The organism is Sphingomonas floccifaciens (assembly GCF_042681125.1).
In the GTDB taxonomy this organism is placed as follows: domain Bacteria; phylum Pseudomonadota; class Alphaproteobacteria; order Sphingomonadales; family Sphingomonadaceae; genus Sphingomonas; species Sphingomonas floccifaciens.
Genome location: NZ_JBHUFC010000001.1, coordinates 252,595 through 269,528, shown reverse-complemented (window position 1 = coordinate 269,528; position 16,934 = coordinate 252,595). Strand labels below are relative to the sequence as shown.

Genomic DNA, 16,934 nt, shown 5'->3' with positions numbered 1-16,934 from the left:
ACGACGCGGCGACACAGGCCGTGCGTCGGGGAGGATGATGAACATTTGCCTCTCTGCTGCCGCGCGCGGCCTGTCGGCGACGGCACTGGTTGCCCTGACGCCGGCCCCGGCAGCTGCGCAAGCCCGCGAGGTGACGGTTCGGATCGCCCCATCCCCGCTTGGCGAGGCGGTGACCCGCTTCATCGCACAGACCGGGCGCTCGGTCCTCTACCCGTCTGCGCTCGTCGCCGGAAAGCGCTCGCGCGGGGTGCGCGGAACCTTCTCGGCGGATGAAGCCCTGTCCCTGCTGCTCGACGGCACGGGCATCGGCTACCGGCGCACGTCCGCGGGCGCCTATGCCCTCGTGGCGCGTTCTCCGGCCTTGCCACCGCCGCGCCCGGTCGCAGAGCCATCGCCGAAGCCCGCGCCAGTGCCGGCGCCCGACATCGTCGTGACCGGCTCCCGCCTCGGCAGCGGCAGCTTCGACGCTCCGACCCCCGTCACGTCGCTGGATCAGGGCCAGCTGCGCAACCGCGCGCCGGACAACATCGCCGACGCGATCTTCCAGCTGCCGCAGGTGCGGGGGTCGGTCGTCAGCAACGCTATACCCAGCACGTCGGCGGACCTCGGCACCAACGGTCAGAATCTGGTCAACATGCGCAACCTCGGCGCCACGCGGACACTCGTCCTGCTCGACGGGCGCCGCCTGCCCAAAACCAACATCCTTGGCTCGACCGACCTCAACATCCTGCCGCAGGTGCTGGTCAAGCGGATCGACGTCGTCACCGGCGGCGCGTCGGCGAGTTACGGATCGGAGGCGGTCGCAGGCGTCGTCAACCTGATCCTCGACACCGGCTTTACCGGCCTGCGGGCGAACCTGAACAGCGGCGTCACGAGTTACGGCGATAACGGCAGCATCCATGCAAGCATCGCGGCAGGCCGACATTTCGCCGACGGGCGCGCGCGATTGATCGCCAGCGCGGAACATGTCGGCGAGGGGCCGGTCGGCTATTCCAATCGTCCCAACGGTCGGGCCTGGTTCGACCGCGCGACTGGCGCCTACGTCAATCCGGACGCCGGGCCGCCGCGATTGCGCGTCGTGCCCGATCTGCGTCACCCCGATGCCAGCGTCGGCGGGCTGATCACGTCCGGGTCGCTCCGGGGTCTGCAGTTCGGTCCGGGCGGCACGCTGATACCGTTCGACAGCGGGACGACGCCGATGGGTCAGGGCACCAGCGGGGGCGACGGCGGTCGCGTTACGGCGCAGACGACGCCGCGGTCGTCGCGGACCAGCCTGTTCGCGCATGGCGAATACGACGTCGCCACGGGCCAGACCCTCTATGCCGAGGCCGCCTACGGACGGTCCTATTCGTACAATGTGTCCTTCCCGCAATATCAGTATCTTGCCTCCGGCCAGTTCACGATCTTTCGGGACAATGCCTTCCTGCCGGCGCCGGTCGTGGCGATGTTTGCGGCCAATCCGGCGCTCGACAGCTTCACGGTCGGCCGCTTTTCGGAGGACATGCCGCCGCTCACCAACATCGGGGACACGCGTTACGCGACGATCGGCGCGGGTGCGAAAGGGCGGCTGTCCGCGCATTGGGCTTATGATGCCAGCGCGACCTGGAGCCGCGTGCAGCAGAACCTAGACCGGATCGCGACGATCAACCGCAACCTCTATGCCGCTGCCGATGCCGTCGTCGATGCGACCGGCCGGATCGTGTGCCGCTCCAACCTGGCCGGCGGAGATCCGTCCTGCGTGCCGATGAACATCTTCGGCCCCGGAGCGGTCAGTGCCCTGGCGGGCGACTATGTCACCGGCCGCAACGAGGGCCATACGACGTTCGGCCAGACCGCGCTCGCGCTCAATCTTCGCGGCGACCTGGGGACCAAATTGGCACTGCCGGCCGGTCCGATCGCGGTCGCGCTCGGGCTCGGCTATCGCAGCGAACGGGTCCGGCGCGACGTCGATGCGCTGTCGGCGTCGATCGTCGACTGCTCGACGGTGCGCGGCTGCCCGGCGGCGATGAACACACCGGGCTTCTATGGCGGTTACCTGTCGTACAACCCCTCCCCGCTCGCCGGTCGCGTCATCGCGACCGAGGCCTATGTCGAGGCGGGTATCCCGCTGCTGAGGGACCAGCGGTTCGCCAGGGCGCTGAGCGTCACGCTGGCAGGCCGTGCGACGCGCTACAATCTGAGCGGCGACACCTATTCGTGGAAGGTCGGGGCCAGCTGGCGCGTCGATAGCGATTTGCGGCTGCGGCTGACGAGCTCGCAGGACATCCGCGCGCCCAACCCCCTCGAGTTGTTCGGCGGCGGCGCGACAAGTACCAGCCTGTCGGTCCTGCCCGCCACGTCGGCGGTCTATTCCGGGCCGACCTACACCGTGGTCAACCGCCGCTTCTCCGGCCTCGGCAATCCCGACCTCCGGCCGGAACGGGGACGGACCGAGACGGTCGGCGGGGTCTATGCGCCGTCCTGGGCGTCCGGCCTGCAGGTCGCGATCGACTATTACCGGATCCGCATCACGCGCGCGATCGATACGCCGTCCAACAACCAGATCATCGACGGCTGCTATGCCGGCGACCGCGACTATTGCGGCCTGCTCGCCCTCGACAACGGGCGCACGCCGGTCACGGCAATCGGCCAGATCACGCCGGGCGCGGTCGGGTTCACGATCCGCGCCACGCCATCGAACATCGCGTCGCTCGGCACGTCAGGGGTCGACGCCGACGTCGCCTATGCCCGCGCGGTCGGCAGCGGGCAGCTGACGGTGCGGCTGATGGGCAATTACCTGCTGACCGCGACCAACTCCAGCCTTCCGCCCGGCAACGCCCGATTGGTCGGCGCGCTGGAGCAAAACCAGTCGTGGCCGCGCTGGACCGGCCAGCTGTCGGCGCAATATGACAGCGATACGCTCGGCCTCTTCGTCCAGCAGCGCCTGATCTCCGCCGGCAAGCGCAACGCCAATTTCGTCGAAGGGGTCGACATCGCCAGCAACAGGGTGCCGATGATCGGCTACACCGACGTGACCCTGCGCTACCGCATGGCGGCGCGGTCAGGCGGCCGCGGCGAAGTCTTCCTGGGCGTGCGCAACCTGTTCGACCGTGCCCCGCCGAGCACCGCGGTCGCGCTCTTCACCAGCGCGCCGATCACCAATTTCACCCTGTACGACGTTCTCGGCCGCCGCTTCAGCGCCGGTTGGCGCCAGCAGTGGTAGGCGCGTTTCGACGACGCGAAAAAAATCTCGCCGCCATGTTCGCATTCCTCGGATCGCTGCGTCTTGTCTGGTGAAGCCCCTCGCATGAAGGGGTGAGCACAGGGGCAGGATCCGGAATGGGCAGCATCTAGCAACACGACGTCGCCACCGCGCCAGACCATGGCACCGGAGCAATCGGCGACGATTTTTCAGACACGCTGATCAGCGCAGACGGCACGCTGTCGATCCCGACCCGGATCGGCGGTCACGGGATGACTTTGCCCGGCGGGATGCAGCGATCAACCGACGGCGGCGCGACCGCCGGTCTCGGTCGCCCGCGACGGGTGCTTCGCCGGTCGACCCCGCTCGACCTGCAAGGATGGCCGCGCCCGGTCACGCAGGAAAGCAAAGACAAGATTCAGGGGAGGTTTGGATGAGAATGACTTGGGGCAGGATCGCACCGCTCGCCGCGCTCGGCATGGCGCTGACCGCGCCGCTCGACGCACAGGACGCCGACCAGGCGGCGACACCCGTTGCCAGCGCGGCGCGGGCCGTGCCCGCAAATCTCCCCCGAACCTACACCCAGGTCGCCGACTGGGCGACGCTGCCGCCGGGCACCGGCTGGCAGGACATGATGGCGGTCGACATCGACGCGAACGGCGACATCTACGCGCTGCAACGCACCCCGTTCGCCGTGCTGGTCCTCGACGCCAAGGGGCGCTTCCTTCGCCAGTGGACCACCGGCAACCTGCCGGGATCGCACGGCCTGCGCATCGACCGGTTCGGCTATGTCTGGATCACGTCGCGCGCGCTGCATCAGGTCTTCAAATACACGCGCGACGGCAAGCTGCTGATGACGCTCGGGACCAGGGGCGTGGCCGGCGACAACGCCTCGCGCACCGCGCTCAACGGCCCGGCCGACGTCGCGGTCGCACCGAACGGCGACATATTCGTCGCCGATGGCGAGAGCGCCAATACGCGGATCGTCAAGTTTTCGAAGGATGGCACCTTCGTGAAATCCTGGGGAACCAAGGGTGACGGCCCGGGCCAGCTGATGACGCCGCACAGCATCACCTTCGACACGCAGGGTCGGCTGCTGGTCGGGAACCGCGGGAACAAGCGCATCGAAATCTTCGACCGTGACGGCGGATATCGCGGCCAGATCGCCACCGGCGTCACGCCCTATGGCCTGTTCGTGACGCGCGACGGCACGCTCTACGTGGCGGACGGGATCAAGCCGGTCGGCAGCATATCGGTGCTCGACCTGCGCAGCGGGCGGATGCTGGCGCATGTGCCCGGCCTGACCGGCTCGCACGCGCTGACCGTCGACCGCACGGGCGCGGTGTACGTCGCAGAGGTCAGCGGCAAATCGCTGCGCAAATTCGTGCGCGCCAAATGACCGCGCACGCAAACCCACACGCAAAAGACATCATCAGGAGGGGAATCATGTACCACGATCGCGTCCGCCGGAGCCTCGCGCAGGGCACCGCGCTTTTCACTCTGGTCGTCGCCGGCGCCTTCCCGGCGCAGGCACAACAGGCGCCGTCCACGGCGACGGCGGCCGCCGCGCAGGACGATCCCGCTCCCGCTGCGCCCCAGACTCCGGCGGTCAGCGATGCCGAGGCCGCCGACATCGTGGTCACGGGCAGCCGGATCGGCGCATCGGGGTTCAACGCCCCCACCCCGGTGACCGTCGCGAGTTCGGAAAAGCTGCGCGAGGCAGCACCGGGCAATCTGGCGGACGGGTTGAACCAGCTCCCGGTCTTCGCCGGCAGCATCAAGTCGTCGAATTCGCTGCCGACCGCCGCCAACCGCAACATCGGCCAGAACCTGCTGAACCTGCGCGCTTTGGGACCGACGCGGACTCTGGTGTTGCTCAACGGCCAACGCATGGTCGCCAACAACGTCCTGGGCTCGGTCGACATCAACGTCATCCCCCAGGGGCTGGTCAGCCGGGTCGACGTGGTCACCGGCGGCGCTTCGGCAGCCTATGGATCGGACGCCGTGGCCGGGGTGGTCAATTTCGTGCTCGACACCACGCTCGACGGGTTCAAGGCCGAGCTTCAGGGCGGCATTTCGACCTATGGCGATGCGCGGCAATTCTACGGATCCTTCGCCTACGGCCGGTCCTTCGCGAGTGACCGAGGCCGCATCGTCCTGGGGTTCGATGCCTTCGACCAGAAGGGGATCGGGCCGCTGAAGGAAACCGGGCGGGACTTCTTCGACAATGGCGAGGGGACCATCGTCATCCCCAACGGCCGTCCGCGCCAGTTCAACGCACGCCAGGTGCGCAGCGGCCAGGCGACCTATGGCGGCCTGATCGTCAGCGGGCCGCTGGTCGGCACCGAATTCCTGACCGGCGGCGGCACGGCGGTCCATGACTATGGCAGCCCGGGCGCGTCCAACTATGCGTGGGTCAACGGCGGGAACGGCGCGAAGGGGAACCTCGGCCTGCTTCCCGCCCAGCAGCGCCTGAGCGGCTATGCCCGCGCGGAATTCGACGTCACCGACACGCTGACGGTCTTCGCCGACGGCCTGTACGCGCGCAGCCACACCGATCAGGAGGCATTCTACAACTATGCGACGACCGCGGTCGCGCAATATACGATCTACCGCGACAACGCCTATCTGCCCGCCGCGATCGCGGCGCGGATGGACGCGGCCGGCATCACCGAATTCAAACTGGGTCGCGCGGAAAGCGAATTGCCGCTCGTCCACAACGTCGCGACCACCAACGTGTACCGGACATCAGTCGGATTGCGCGGCGCGATCGACGATACGTGGAAGTACGACGCCGCCTACACCTTCGGCCAGACCAACCAGTATATGGCGAACACCAATCTGTCGGTGACGCGCAACGCCTATGCCGCCGCGGATGCCGTGCGCAACACCGCCGGCCAGATCGTCTGCCGCTCGACGCTCGCCGGGCTCGATCCGGGCTGCACGCCGCGCAACCTGTTCGGCGTCCAGCCGGTCGACCAGGCGATCAGCGACTATGTCACCGACGACAGCTTCCTGAACCTCCGGCTTCGCCAGCAGGTCTTCAGCGCCAACATCCGCGGCAATCTCGGCGACAACTTCCAGATCGCCGGACCGATCGCGGTCGCGGCAGGCTTCGAATATCGCAAGGAAAGCGCATTCCAGACCGTCGACGCGATCTCGCCCACCGCGAACAATTTCGCCGGGGTGCGTGGTGCGCCGGCCGCGATCAACGGGGTTCAGGGGCCGTTCCGCTTCTTCAATCCCCTGCCCTTCTCCGGCCGCTACGACATCAAGGAAGCCTATCTCGAGGTCGGCCTGCCGGTCCTGAAGGACAGCGCGATCGGTTCGCTCGATCTCAACGGCGCGATCCGCCATGCACGCTACAGCACGTCAGGCGGCGTCACGACGTGGAAGGCCGGCGGCAGCTGGGCGCTGACCGACGCCTTGCGCCTGCGCGGTACGCTGTCGCGCGACGTGCGTGCGCCCAACCTCCAGGAACTGTTCAACCCCGGTCTCAAGACCAGCGGCAACGTGTCCTATCCCGGCCAGGGCACGCTGCCGACGACGACGTTCCTGCGTGGCAACCTCGGCCTCGCCCCCGAAAAGGCGCGGACGCTGACCGGCGGCGTCGTGTACAAGCCGCCGTTCGTACCGGGCCTGCAAGCGTCGCTCGATTATTATTCGATCCGGGTGAAGGACGCGATCGGCTTCTTCAGCGAAGAACGCATCATCCGCGAATGTTTCGACGGCAACCAGGCGCAATGCGCGCAACTGACCGTCACCGGCGGCACGCTGACCGTCAACCGCGGCTATGTGAACCTCAGCCAGCAGGCGGTCGCCGGCCTCGATTTCGAAATGAGCTACCGTACCGACCTGGCCGGCGGCGTCTTCGGCTATCGCATCGTCGCCAACCATGCGCTGAAGAACGAATCGGTGACGCCGGGGTCGGCACCGACGATCGCGCTGGGCCTGTCCAGCGCACCGAAATGGGGCGGGCTGCTTCAGGTCGACTGGAAGAAGGGGCCGCTCGGCGTCTTCGTCCAGGAACGCTATCTCGGGCCGGCGCGACAGGGGGTCGACACACCGTGGATCGACGGGGTCGACATCGCCGATGGTCGTATTCCGCACGTGTTCTACACGAACCTGAACGTGAACTACGACCTCGGCCTGACGTCGGGCAAGCAACAGCTGTTCGTGTCGGTGCAGAACCTGTTCGACCGCCGCATTCCGTTCGGCGCGTTCGGCGTCTCGTCGTCCTTCGCCTCCAGCTACAACGCGGCCTACGACGTCATCGGCCGCTACATCACCGCCGGCGTCCGCGTGTCCTTCTGACGCCACCCTCATCCCGCAGGAACAGGAGAGTTTTCATGACGACACGCACGCTACGCCACACGCGGCTCGCGCTCGGTGCGGGGTTGGCCGCCCTGCTGACCGGCGCCATCCCCGCCACGATCGGCGCCCAGCAGGCCGCGCCCGCGGCACCGACCGGCACGGCCGTCGCGCCCCGGTTCGAGGTCGATCCGATGTGGCCCAAACCGTTGCCCAACCACTGGATCCTCGGGTCGGTGGTGGGCGTCGCGGTCGATGCCGACGATCATGTCTGGATCACCCATCGCGGCAAATCCACGATCGACGAGAACGAGAACCGGCTCGATTCGAAGACCGCGAACTGCTGCGCCGTCGCGCCCCCGGTGCTGGAATTCGATCAGGAGGGCAATCTGCTGCGCCACTGGGGCGGACCGGGTGCGGGGTATGAATGGCCGACGGCGATGCACCAGATCAGCATCGACGCCGATGGCAATGTCTGGCTGGGCGGTAACGGCATCGACGATTCGCAGATCCTGAAATTCACCCGCGACGGCAAGTTTCTGATGCAGGTCGGAAAGAAGGGCGCGCGCAAGAAGCCGGGCGCTCCCAAGGGGGAAGGCCAATATGGCGCCACCGCCGACTATGCCGGCAACAGCAACGATCCCGAGAGCTTCGGCAAGCCCGCGCAGGTCTTCATCGATCGCAAGGCGGGCGAGGCCTATGTAGCGGATGGCTACCTCAACAAGCGGGTGGCCGTGCTCGACGCCGCCACCGGCCAGATGAAGCGCGCCTGGGGCGCCTATGGCAGCAAGCCGGTGGATACGCCGCTACCCGACTATGACCCGGCCGCATCGCCGTCGAAGATCTTCCGCAATCCGGTGCACTGCGTTCAGATGTCGGTCGACCGGCTGGTTTATGTCTGCGATCGCCGCAACGATCGCCTGCAGGTCTTCAAGCCCGATGGCACGTTCGTCCGGGAAGCCTTTTTCGACACCAATACCAAGGGGTCGGGATCGGTCTGGGACATCGTCTTCTCCCGCGATCCGGCACAGCGGTTTCTCTACATCGCCGACGGGACGAACAACCAGATCAAGGTGGTCGACCGACAGTCGCTGAAGCTGCTGACCAGCTTCGGCGACGGCGGGCGCCAGCCCGGCCAGTTCTACGGCGTCCACAGCATGGCGACCGACTCGAAAGGTAATCTGTTCACGACCGAAACTTGGGAGGGCAAGCGTGTCCAGCGCTTCGTCTTCAAGGGGATCGGCCGGGTACCGGCGGTGCAAGGCGTCGTCTGGCCGAAGCGGCCATAGCTCCTCCCGGGGCTCGCGCGAACGATGAAGATATGAGGCGTTGCAGATGAGAAACTTGCGGATCGGATGGGCAATGGTGGCGGTCGCCGGTGCCGGATCGCTGGCGATGCTGGCGCAGGCGCAGGGGGAGCGTGTCAACGCGCTGTGGCTGATGACCGCGGCGGTGTGCGTCTATCTGCTCGCCTTCCGCTTCTACAGCCTGTTCATCGGACGCCGCGTCCTTGGCCTCGACGGCGCCCGCCCCACCCCGGCGGTCGCGATGAACGACGGGCTCGATTACGTTCCGACCAACCGATATGTGCTGTTCGGGCACCATTTCGCCGCGATCGCCGGGGCGGGGCCGCTGGTCGGGCCGATCCTTGCGGCACAGCTCGGCTATCTGCCCGGCATCCTGTGGATCGTCGTCGGCGCGGTGGTCGCGGGTGCGGTGCAGGATTTCGTCATCCTGGTGCTGTCGATGCGCCGCGGCGGCCGATCGCTGGGCGAGATGGTGCGTGAGGAAATGGGGCTGGTGCCCGGCCTGATCGCGCAGGTCGGCACCTTCGTCATCATGATCATCATCCTCGCCGTCCTGGCGCTCATCGTCGTCAAGGCGCTGGCGGACAGTCCGTGGGGCGCCAGCACGGTGGCGGCGACGATCCCCATCGCGCTCGTCATGGGCGTCTACATGCGCTTCCTCCGCCCCGGCCGGATCGGCGAGGTTTCGATCCTCGGCTTCGTCCTGCTGATCCTGTCGGTCGTCGGCGGGCGCTACGTCTCGACCAGTCCGTTTCTCGCCTCGGTGTTCACCCTCGACGCGGTCACGCTGTGCTGGGTGCTGATCGGCTATGGCGCGATCGCGTCGGTGCTGCCGGTCTGGCTGCTGCTGGCGCCCCGCGATTATCTGTCCACCTTCATGAAGATCGGCGCGATCGTCCTGCTCGCGCTGGGCGTGGTCATCGTCCAGCCTGAGCTGCGCATGCCCGCCTTCACCGACTTCGTGCACGGCGGCGGCCCCGTATGGGCCGGACCGGTCTTCCCGTTCCTCTTCATCACCATAGCCTGCGGCGCCGTATCCGGCTTCCACGCGCTGATCTCTTCGGGAACCACGCCGAAACTGATTGCGAACGAGGAGGATACGCGGATTGTCGGATACGGCGCGATGCTGATGGAATCGTTCGTCGCGCTGATGGCCATCCTGGCCGCCTCAATCCTCGACCCCGCGATCTACTTCGCGATGAACAGCCCCGGTGCGGTCGTCGGCACTACGGCGCAAAGCGCGGCGGCCGCCGTCTCTTCCATGGGGTTTCCTGCCACGCCCGATCTGTTGAACGGCACCGCGCGGGACATTGGCGAGGTCACGATCATATCGCGCACCGGCGGCGCACCGACACTGGCAGTCGGGATGGCGCACATCTTCTCCGAATTCCTCGGTGGCCGGGCGATGATGTCCTTCTGGTACCATTTCGGCATCCTGTTCGAGGCGCTGTTCATCCTGACAGCGGTCGATGCCGGCACGCGCGCCGGCCGCTTCATGCTCCAGGACCTGATCGGCATCGCCATCCCTGCCTTCCGCAAGACATCGGCGCTCGGTCCCAACCTCGTCGCGACGGCACTGTGCGTGGCAGCCTGGGGATTTTTTCTCTACCAGGGGGCGACCGACCCTCTGGGCGGCGTCAACACATTGTGGCCGTTGTTCGCTCTGTCGAACCAGATGCTCGCGTGCATCGCGCTCACCTTCGCCACGGTCGTGTTGTTCAAGATGAAGCGCCATCGCTTCGCCTGGGTGACGGCGGGTCCGGCGGCTTGGCTGTTCGTCTGCACGCTGACCGCGGCGTGGATGAAACTGCTCTCCCCCGATCCCGCGATCGGCTTTCTCGCGCATGCGCGCCGCTTCGGCGACGCGCTGGGCGACGGCCGCATCATCGCTCCGGCGAAGAGCTTGGCAGAGATGCGCAAGATCGTGTTCAACGATCGCATCGACGCTGCGCTGTGCATCTTCTTCATCCTGGTGACGCTGGCGATGACCGCCTATGGCGCCCGCGCCTGCCTGCGCGCTTGGCGTGCGGACGGATGGACCGCGCGCGAAGCGACGGGACGGCCCGCGGTGGCACAGGCATGACCCGCGACCGTCTGCTCGCCCGAGCCTTGGACCGCATCGGCGAGTGCGGCCGACTGATGGTCGGCGTGCCGAACTACGCGGCCTATCTCGAGCATATGCGTGCGACGCATGCCGACGCGACGCCGATGAGTGAAGCCGAATTCGTCCGAAATCGTCAGTCGGCCCGCTTCGGCGAAGGCGGTCGCGGCGGGTTCCGATGTTGCTGACAGGAGAGGAAAAAGATGATGTCTTGGATGGGAACGCGCGCGATCGCTGCAATCGCGCTGCTGGCCGCTTCGCCGGTACCGGTCGCACAAGCCGATCCCGCACGAACCTATACGAAGGTCACGGACTGGGCGCGCCTCCCGCCCGGCGTGGCCTGGGCAGAAATGACCGGCGTCGCGATCGACGCGAAGGGCAATATCTATACACTGCAACGTACGCCGTCCAAGGTGATGGTGTTCAGTCCTAATGGACAGTTGCTGCGTACCTGGGGTGAAGGCGCGTTCGCCAAAGCGCATGCGATCCGCATCGACCGCATGGGGGATGTCTGGATCACCGATCGTGAGCTGCACCAGGCGATGAAGTTCACGCCCGAGGGCAAGCCGCTGATGGCGCTCGGCACGCGCGGAGTAGCCGGTGACAATGATTCGACCACGTCGCTGAACGGTCCTGCCGATCTCGCCTTTGCGCCCAACGGCGACATCTTCGTTGCGGATGGAGAGAGCACGAACACGCGAGTGGTCCGTTACGACCGCAAGGGGCACTTCCTCGCCAAATGGGGCACCAAGGGCAGCGGTGACGGACAGTTGATGACACCGCACAGCATCGTGATGGACCGACGCGGACGGCTTTACGTCGCCAATCGCGGCAACAAGCGCGTCGAAATCTTCGACCAGACAGGTCGCTTCCTGGGACAGATCACCAACGCGGCGACCCCTTACGGCCTCGCCATCGCCCCCAATGGCACGCTCTACGTCGCCGACGGCACCGCCGGGTCTGAAGGAATGACCGTCCTAGATACACGAACCGGCGCCGTGCTTGCCCATTTCACCGGCATTACCGGTGCCCATATGGTCGCCGTCGATGCCAAAAATGCCATCTACGTAGCCGAAGTGCGGGGACGGGCAGTGGACAAGTTCGTTCCCAAATGAAGTCTGTCACACTGTATTTCGAAGCGTCTCGCTGAGAAACTGCCCGCTGCGGCGGCGTCGATCGGAACCGCTTTGCAGATCCGAACAGTCAGGTCGGGATCGGCATCTTAAGTGGGCGGCCGACGTTGGTCGTCGATGGATAGCCTGTCCCCCGATCCTTACATCCTGATACTGACGGGCGCCGGGTTGCTCATCGCCCTGGTCGCCTGGCTGCCGCTCGCTCTCAAGCGCCTGCCGCTGTCGCTGCCGATCGTCTGTATCGGGATCGGGGCTGCGATCTTCCTCCTGCCGCAGGTCACGCTTCGCCCCCTGCCCTATCGCTATCCCGAGGTGACCGAGCGCTTCGCGGAATTCGTCGTCATCATCGCGCTGATGGGCGCGGGGTTGAAAATCGATCGCATCTTCGGGTGGCACCGCTGGTCGATCACGTGGCGGTTGTTGCTGGTCACGATGCCGCTCAGCATCATCGCGATCATGGCACTGGGCATGGGCGCGCTCGGGCTACCGCTTGCGGTCGCGCTGCTGCTCGGCGCCAGCCTTGCGCCCACCGATCCGGTTCTGGCAGCCGACGTGCAGGTCGGGCCGCCCAAGACAGGCGACGAGGATGAGGTGCGCTTCGGGCTGACCTCCGAAGCCGGACTGAACGACGGCGCAGCCTTCCCCTTCGTGCATCTCGCGATCCTGCTGGCGGCCACATTGCCCGCGGGCGAGCCGTGGTTGACCGAATGGCTGACCTACCGGGTGCTGTGGGAGATCGCCGGCGGCATCCTCGGCGGCTGGCTGGTCGGGCGCTTATTCGGCTGGCTGACCTTCCACGTGCCCGCCGAGACGAAATTGTCGCGCACGGGTGACGGACTGATCGCCCTGTCAGCGACGCTCGTGTCCTACGGACTGACCGAGATCGTACACGTCTATGGCTTTCTCGCGGTGTTCGTAACCACCCTCACCTTCCGTAGCGCCCACCGCGACCATGATTTCCAGGACGAGATGCACGCGATCACCGAGCAGATCGAGCGGCTGGCCATGATGGTGCTGCTGATCCTGTTCGGCGGCGCGTTGGTCAGCGGCCTGCTGGCGCCGATCACATGGACGGACGCAATCGTCGCCGTCGTCGTCTTGCTTGTCGTCCGGCCCCTGGCCGGCTGGGTCGGGCTGATCGGCTGGACGGGTGACCGGGGGGAAAAGCTCACCCTGTCCTTCTTCGGCATCCGCGGCGTCGGCACGATCTATTACCTCGCCTATGGCATCAACCATATGCCGGTTGACGATGCGGAGCACCTGTGGGCGATCGTCGGTCTCATCGTGCTGCTGTCGATCCTGCTGCACGGGTTGACCGTCACCCCAATCATGCGCTCGCTCGACAAACGCCGCGGCGTCGATCCTGAGGCGAAAGGCGTACCGCCGCCGGGACTTCGCGGACGAGCGTCCTGATTTCAGGAATGCTGGCGCGTGAAGTATCGACTACAGGGTCCGCATTGAGGGTTCAGGAATTTGCGATGTCCGACCGGTTGAAGGTGATGCTCCAATATGCGCTGCCCAAGCAGGGCCTGACCAGCTTCGCCGGTCGCATCGCCGGAGCGCGCGGCGGCGCGATGACGACACGGCTGATCCGTTGGTTCGTCGGCAAATATGCCGTCGACATGAGCGAAGCGGCCGATCCCGACATCCGCAGCTACAAGAGCTTCAACGACTTCTTCACCCGACCGCTGAAACCAGGCCTGCGACCGATCGCGAATGCCGATTTCGTCTGCCCGGTCGATGGCGCGATCAGCCAGTTCGGCGCGATCGATGACCACCATATCCTGCAGGCGAAGGGCCATCGGTTCACGACGACGGAGCTCGTCGGCGGTGATGCCGCCCTGGCCGCGCGGTTCCGTCACGGCAGCTTCGCCAACCTGTATCTGTCCCCCAGCGACTACCACCGCCTGCACATGCCCTGCGATGGCACGCTGACGCGCATGATCTACGTGCCGGGCACGCTCTTCTCGGTGAACCCGGTCACGGCACGCGGTGTCCCCAACCTGTTTGCGCGTAACGAGCGCGTCGTCTGCGTATTCGAGTCGGCTGAGCACGGCCCGTTCGTCATGGTCCTGGTCGGCGCGACCATCGTCGGCAGCATGGCGACGGTATGGCATGGCGTGGTCAATCCGAAGCGGACCAACCGACCGTCGGAATGGACCTACGCCGACCAGACCATAGTGCTGCGCAAGGGTGAGGAGATGGGACGGTTCCTGCTCGGCTCGACGGTCGTGATGCTGTTCGGGCAAGCCGTTATCGCATTCAACGACACATGGACGCCCGAACGAAAGGTAAGGCTGAGCGAGCCAATGGGCTACAGTGTGAACCGATAGCCTTGACCTCCAAGGCCGGGCTCGAGGCTTCGCTTGCGGAGCGGCCGATGCACGACGAAACCTCCGCAGGATCGGATCAGTCAAGCTCCTGGGTCTCGCCGATCAGGTCGGCGGGGTCGAAATCATAGTCGAGGAGATCGCCGGGCTTGCAGCCGAGTACCGCGCACAGGCGGTTGAGGCTGCTGAAACGGATGCCGCGAACCTTGCCCGAGCGGAACAGCGAGAGTTGCGTCTCGCTTAGCCCCACCTCCGCCGCCAGGTCGCGCGCCTTGATGCCGCGAGCGACGATCAGGTCGTTGAGGGTGATGCGCACCGGCATCAGAACATCTCGTCCATCTCACCTTGCACGCGGACGGCCTGATCGATCACGTAGCCGAGCATGATCAGCGCGCCGCTTAGGATCGCCAGCGTCATGCTGCCGACGTCGAACATGCCGTAGCCGCCGCGCGTCCCCAATATCCAGCGGATCACATTGGTCACCACGAATACGTCGAGCACGCTGCCGATGCCGATCATCCACCCGATCCGCCGCAGCGCCTGCGCGAGTGTCGCCTGCAAAGGCCGCCCCTTCGCCAGTCGCCCCAGCGCCTGCCCCATAAAGACGATGCCCGACACATAGCAGAAATCGGGAATGCGCCGGACGATGTCCGCGGCGAGCATGGGGTGCGATAAAGTCAGGCTGCCGCGCAGCAGCGGCACCAGCCACGACAGAGCGATCGCGAAGACGATGCCCCCGGCCGTCACCATCGCGATCAACCGGAGGCGGGCGCAGTCGGTCCGGAAGCGGGCGGCGGTCGCGTATCTCATGGCTCCCCTCTTAGCGAATTTATGTTTGACTTAAAGATCGATTCTGATCAGTTTATATAAGACTTAAAGATTCGGGGGTGGACATGGCGCTGGTTCGAACGGAAGGCCTGACGCGGCGGTTCGGCGAGACGCTGGCGGTGGAGGATGTCGCGATGACGGTACCGGATCGTGCGGTCTACGCCTTCGTCGGCCCGAACGGGTCGGGGAAGACCACGACGCTGAAGATGCTGCTGGGCCTGATCGCGCCCACCGCTGGACGCGTGCTGATCGACGGGCTGGACGTGGCAACGCACCGCGAGACGATCGCGCGGCAGGTCGGTGCGCTGCTGGAGGCGCAGGGGTTTTACGTCAACCTGACGGGGGCGGAGAACCTCGACCTGACACGACGCCTGCTTGGGCTGCCGGTCAGCGAGATCGACCGCACGCTTGCGCTCGTCGACATGAACCACGCGCGGAATCGGCGGGTCGCGGGCTATTCGCTGGGGATGCGCCAGCGGCTGGGGATCGCGCGCGCGATGCTGGGATCGCCGCGGCTGCTGATCCTCGACGAGCCGACCAACGGCCTCGACCCCGACGGTATCGCCCAGATGCGCAGCTTCCTGCGCGACCTGCCCGAGCGCAGCGGCGCCACCGTCCTCGTTTCCAGCCATTTGCTGAGCGAGATCGAACACAGCGCCAGCCACGTCGGCATCATGCATCGCGGCCGACTGGTCCGCGAAGGCCGCCTCGACGACCTGCGGGCGCTCGCCGCGCGGCGGATCCGGATACGAACGCCCGAGCCCGTCCGGCTGGTCGCGCGACTGGCACCGACCTTCGCCGCCGCGCTGGACGGGGTCGACATCGTCGTGCCGATGACGCCCGCGACCGACGTCGCCGACCGCGTAGCCGCGATCAGCCGCCTGTTGATCGACGCCGGATTGCCGTTCACCGGCATCGGCGAGCAGTCGACGACGCTGGAGCACCTCTACGCCGACAGCGTTCCGACCGACCTGAAGGTGGCGGCATGACCGCGCCGTCCTTCACAACCGTCCTGGCCGTGGAAGTCCGGAAACTGCGTCGCTCGCTCGCCGCCATGATCGCGGTCGCCGCGCCGTCGATCATCGCGGTCTTCCTGTTCTTCAACGTCGTCCGGATGAACAAGGCGGTGCCGTGGTTCGTGTGGATGGGGAACATGACCGGGCTGTGGGCCGCATTCATGCTGCCGCTGTCCATCACCGCGCTCACCGCGCTGATGGCGCAGATGGAACATGCGCCGAAGAGCTGGGATCATCTCCGCGCGCTGCCGATGCCGCGGTGGATGCCCTATGCCGCCAAGCTGCTGTGTACCGCGATGCTGACGGCAGCGATGAGCGTCATCCTGCTCATGCTCGGCGTCGCCGCCGTCGAAGCCGCGGCCTTGGTGAAGCCCGCGATCGCACCGACCGGCACGCTGCAACTCGCGGTCGTCGCGACCACGCTGCTCAAGATGTATTTTTCGTCGTTGCTGATGACCGCGATCCAGCTGTGGCTGGCGATCCGCTTCGTCAGCTTCGTGCCGGCGATGGCGACGGGGATCGCCGGCGCCTTCTTCGCGATGGTGGCGAGCGGCGCGTGGCAGGGCGTGTTCCTGCCGTGGCAGATGCCGATCAATATGATGGCGAAGGACCCGTGGGCCGTGAATACCGCGCTGATGCTGGGCATGGGCGGCGGCGCGATCGCCAGCGTGTTTCTGATCCTGCATCTGGCGAAGCGGGAGGTGCTGTGATGCACCCTTCGCACGAC

The 16,934-nt window shown here is 66.3% G+C and carries 13 protein-coding genes; 11 read left to right on the top strand and 2 right to left on the bottom strand.

Annotation, left to right across the window (positions count from 1 at the left end; translation table 11 throughout):
* Positions 1–34: 34 nt before the first annotated feature.
* The 9 genes from ACFSC3_RS01255 to asd all read left to right on the top strand — a co-directional run bounded on the left by ACFSC3_RS01255 (position 35) and on the right by asd (position 14,366).
* A complete protein-coding gene (locus ACFSC3_RS01255; RefSeq protein ID WP_380937934.1) occupies positions 35–3,202 on the top strand; it encodes a TonB-dependent receptor domain-containing protein in 3,168 nt (1,055 codons plus the stop codon).
* 412 nt (positions 3,203–3,614) lie between these two features.
* The gene (locus ACFSC3_RS01250; RefSeq protein ID WP_380937932.1) at positions 3,615–4,580 is read left to right on the top strand and encodes a peptidyl-alpha-hydroxyglycine alpha-amidating lyase family protein; all 966 of its coding nucleotides are present in this window, start codon (positions 3,615–3,617) and stop codon (positions 4,578–4,580) included.
* A 47-nt stretch (positions 4,581–4,627) separates the two neighbouring features.
* Positions 4,628–7,495, top strand: a complete 2,868-nt coding sequence (locus tag ACFSC3_RS01245) for a TonB-dependent receptor domain-containing protein (protein WP_380937930.1) — start codon at positions 4,628–4,630, stop codon at positions 7,493–7,495.
* A gap of 35 nt (positions 7,496–7,530) precedes the next feature.
* Positions 7,531–8,781 carry an NHL repeat-containing protein gene (locus ACFSC3_RS01240; protein ID WP_380937928.1) on the top strand — a complete coding sequence of 417 codons (1,251 nt, stop codon included), beginning with the start codon at positions 7,531–7,533 and terminating at the stop codon, positions 8,779–8,781.
* Between the two features lie 46 nt (positions 8,782–8,827).
* On the top strand, positions 8,828–10,882 hold the full coding sequence (locus tag ACFSC3_RS01235; RefSeq protein ID WP_380937926.1) for a carbon starvation CstA family protein: 2,055 nt from the start codon (positions 8,828–8,830) through the stop codon (positions 10,880–10,882).
* Positions 10,879–11,088 carry a CstA-like transporter-associated (seleno)protein gene (locus ACFSC3_RS01230; protein ID WP_380937924.1) on the top strand — a complete coding sequence of 70 codons (210 nt, stop codon included), beginning with the start codon at positions 10,879–10,881 and terminating at the stop codon, positions 11,086–11,088. The genes ACFSC3_RS01235 and ACFSC3_RS01230 overlap by 4 nt, the downstream gene beginning before the upstream one ends.
* 15 nt (positions 11,089–11,103) lie before the next feature.
* The gene (locus ACFSC3_RS01225; protein WP_380937922.1) at positions 11,104–12,015 is read left to right on the top strand and encodes a peptidyl-alpha-hydroxyglycine alpha-amidating lyase family protein; all 912 of its coding nucleotides are present in this window, start codon (positions 11,104–11,106) and stop codon (positions 12,013–12,015) included.
* 135 nt (positions 12,016–12,150) lie between these two features.
* Complete coding sequence (locus ACFSC3_RS01220) at positions 12,151–13,446, top strand: cation:proton antiporter (protein ID WP_380937920.1); 1,296 nt, start codon at positions 12,151–12,153, stop codon at positions 13,444–13,446.
* Positions 13,447–13,511: 65 nt separating this feature from the next.
* Entirely contained in the window at positions 13,512–14,366 is an 855-nt protein-coding gene (gene asd / locus ACFSC3_RS01215; protein WP_380937918.1) for an archaetidylserine decarboxylase, read from the top strand.
* 76 nt (positions 14,367–14,442) lie between these two features.
* Here asd and ACFSC3_RS01210 read toward each other — a convergent pair whose 3' ends face one another.
* Both ACFSC3_RS01210 and ACFSC3_RS01205 read right to left on the bottom strand, forming a co-directional pair.
* Positions 14,443–14,685 carry a helix-turn-helix domain-containing protein gene (locus tag ACFSC3_RS01210; protein WP_380937916.1) on the bottom strand — a complete coding sequence of 81 codons (243 nt, stop codon included), beginning with the start codon at positions 14,683–14,685 and terminating at the stop codon, positions 14,443–14,445.
* The gene (locus tag ACFSC3_RS01205; RefSeq protein ID WP_380937914.1) at positions 14,685–15,173 is read right to left on the bottom strand and encodes a hypothetical protein; all 489 of its coding nucleotides are present in this window, start codon (positions 15,171–15,173) and stop codon (positions 14,685–14,687) included. Before ACFSC3_RS01205 ends, ACFSC3_RS01210 begins: the two co-directional genes overlap by 1 nt.
* A gap of 83 nt (positions 15,174–15,256) precedes the next feature.
* Here ACFSC3_RS01205 and ACFSC3_RS01200 point away from each other — a divergent pair, with 83 nt between their 5' ends.
* Together ACFSC3_RS01200 and ACFSC3_RS01195 are read left to right on the top strand one after the other, a co-directional pair.
* On the top strand, positions 15,257–16,180 hold the full coding sequence (locus ACFSC3_RS01200) for an ABC transporter ATP-binding protein (RefSeq protein ID WP_380937912.1): 924 nt from the start codon (positions 15,257–15,259) through the stop codon (positions 16,178–16,180).
* Positions 16,177–16,917: an ABC transporter permease gene (locus ACFSC3_RS01195; RefSeq protein WP_380937910.1), complete on the top strand. Its 741-nt coding sequence runs from the start codon at positions 16,177–16,179 to the stop codon at positions 16,915–16,917. The genes ACFSC3_RS01200 and ACFSC3_RS01195 overlap by 4 nt, the downstream gene beginning before the upstream one ends.
* Positions 16,918–16,934: the final 17 nt, after the last annotated feature.

Coding starts and splice junctions, on each gene's coding strand:
- ACFSC3_RS01240 (WP_380937928.1), top strand. CDS start 7,531: ATGACGACACGCACGCTACGCCACACGCGGCTCGCGCTCGGTGCGGGG.
- ACFSC3_RS01205 (WP_380937914.1), bottom strand. CDS start 15,173: ATGAGATACGCGACCGCCGCCCGCTTCCGGACCGACTGCGCCCGCCTC.
- asd (WP_380937918.1), top strand. CDS start 13,512: ATGTCCGACCGGTTGAAGGTGATGCTCCAATATGCGCTGCCCAAGCAG.
- ACFSC3_RS01230 (WP_380937924.1), top strand. CDS start 10,879: ATGACCCGCGACCGTCTGCTCGCCCGAGCCTTGGACCGCATCGGCGAG.
- ACFSC3_RS01220 (WP_380937920.1), top strand. CDS start 12,151: ATGGATAGCCTGTCCCCCGATCCTTACATCCTGATACTGACGGGCGCC.
- ACFSC3_RS01235 (WP_380937926.1), top strand. CDS start 8,828: ATGAGAAACTTGCGGATCGGATGGGCAATGGTGGCGGTCGCCGGTGCC.
- ACFSC3_RS01245 (WP_380937930.1), top strand. CDS start 4,628: ATGTACCACGATCGCGTCCGCCGGAGCCTCGCGCAGGGCACCGCGCTT.
- ACFSC3_RS01250 (WP_380937932.1), top strand. CDS start 3,615: ATGAGAATGACTTGGGGCAGGATCGCACCGCTCGCCGCGCTCGGCATG.
- ACFSC3_RS01195 (WP_380937910.1), top strand. CDS start 16,177: ATGACCGCGCCGTCCTTCACAACCGTCCTGGCCGTGGAAGTCCGGAAA.
- ACFSC3_RS01200 (WP_380937912.1), top strand. CDS start 15,257: ATGGCGCTGGTTCGAACGGAAGGCCTGACGCGGCGGTTCGGCGAGACG.
- ACFSC3_RS01210 (WP_380937916.1), bottom strand. CDS start 14,685: ATGCCGGTGCGCATCACCCTCAACGACCTGATCGTCGCTCGCGGCATC.
- ACFSC3_RS01255 (WP_380937934.1), top strand. CDS start 35: ATGATGAACATTTGCCTCTCTGCTGCCGCGCGCGGCCTGTCGGCGACG.
- ACFSC3_RS01225 (WP_380937922.1), top strand. CDS start 11,104: ATGATGTCTTGGATGGGAACGCGCGCGATCGCTGCAATCGCGCTGCTG.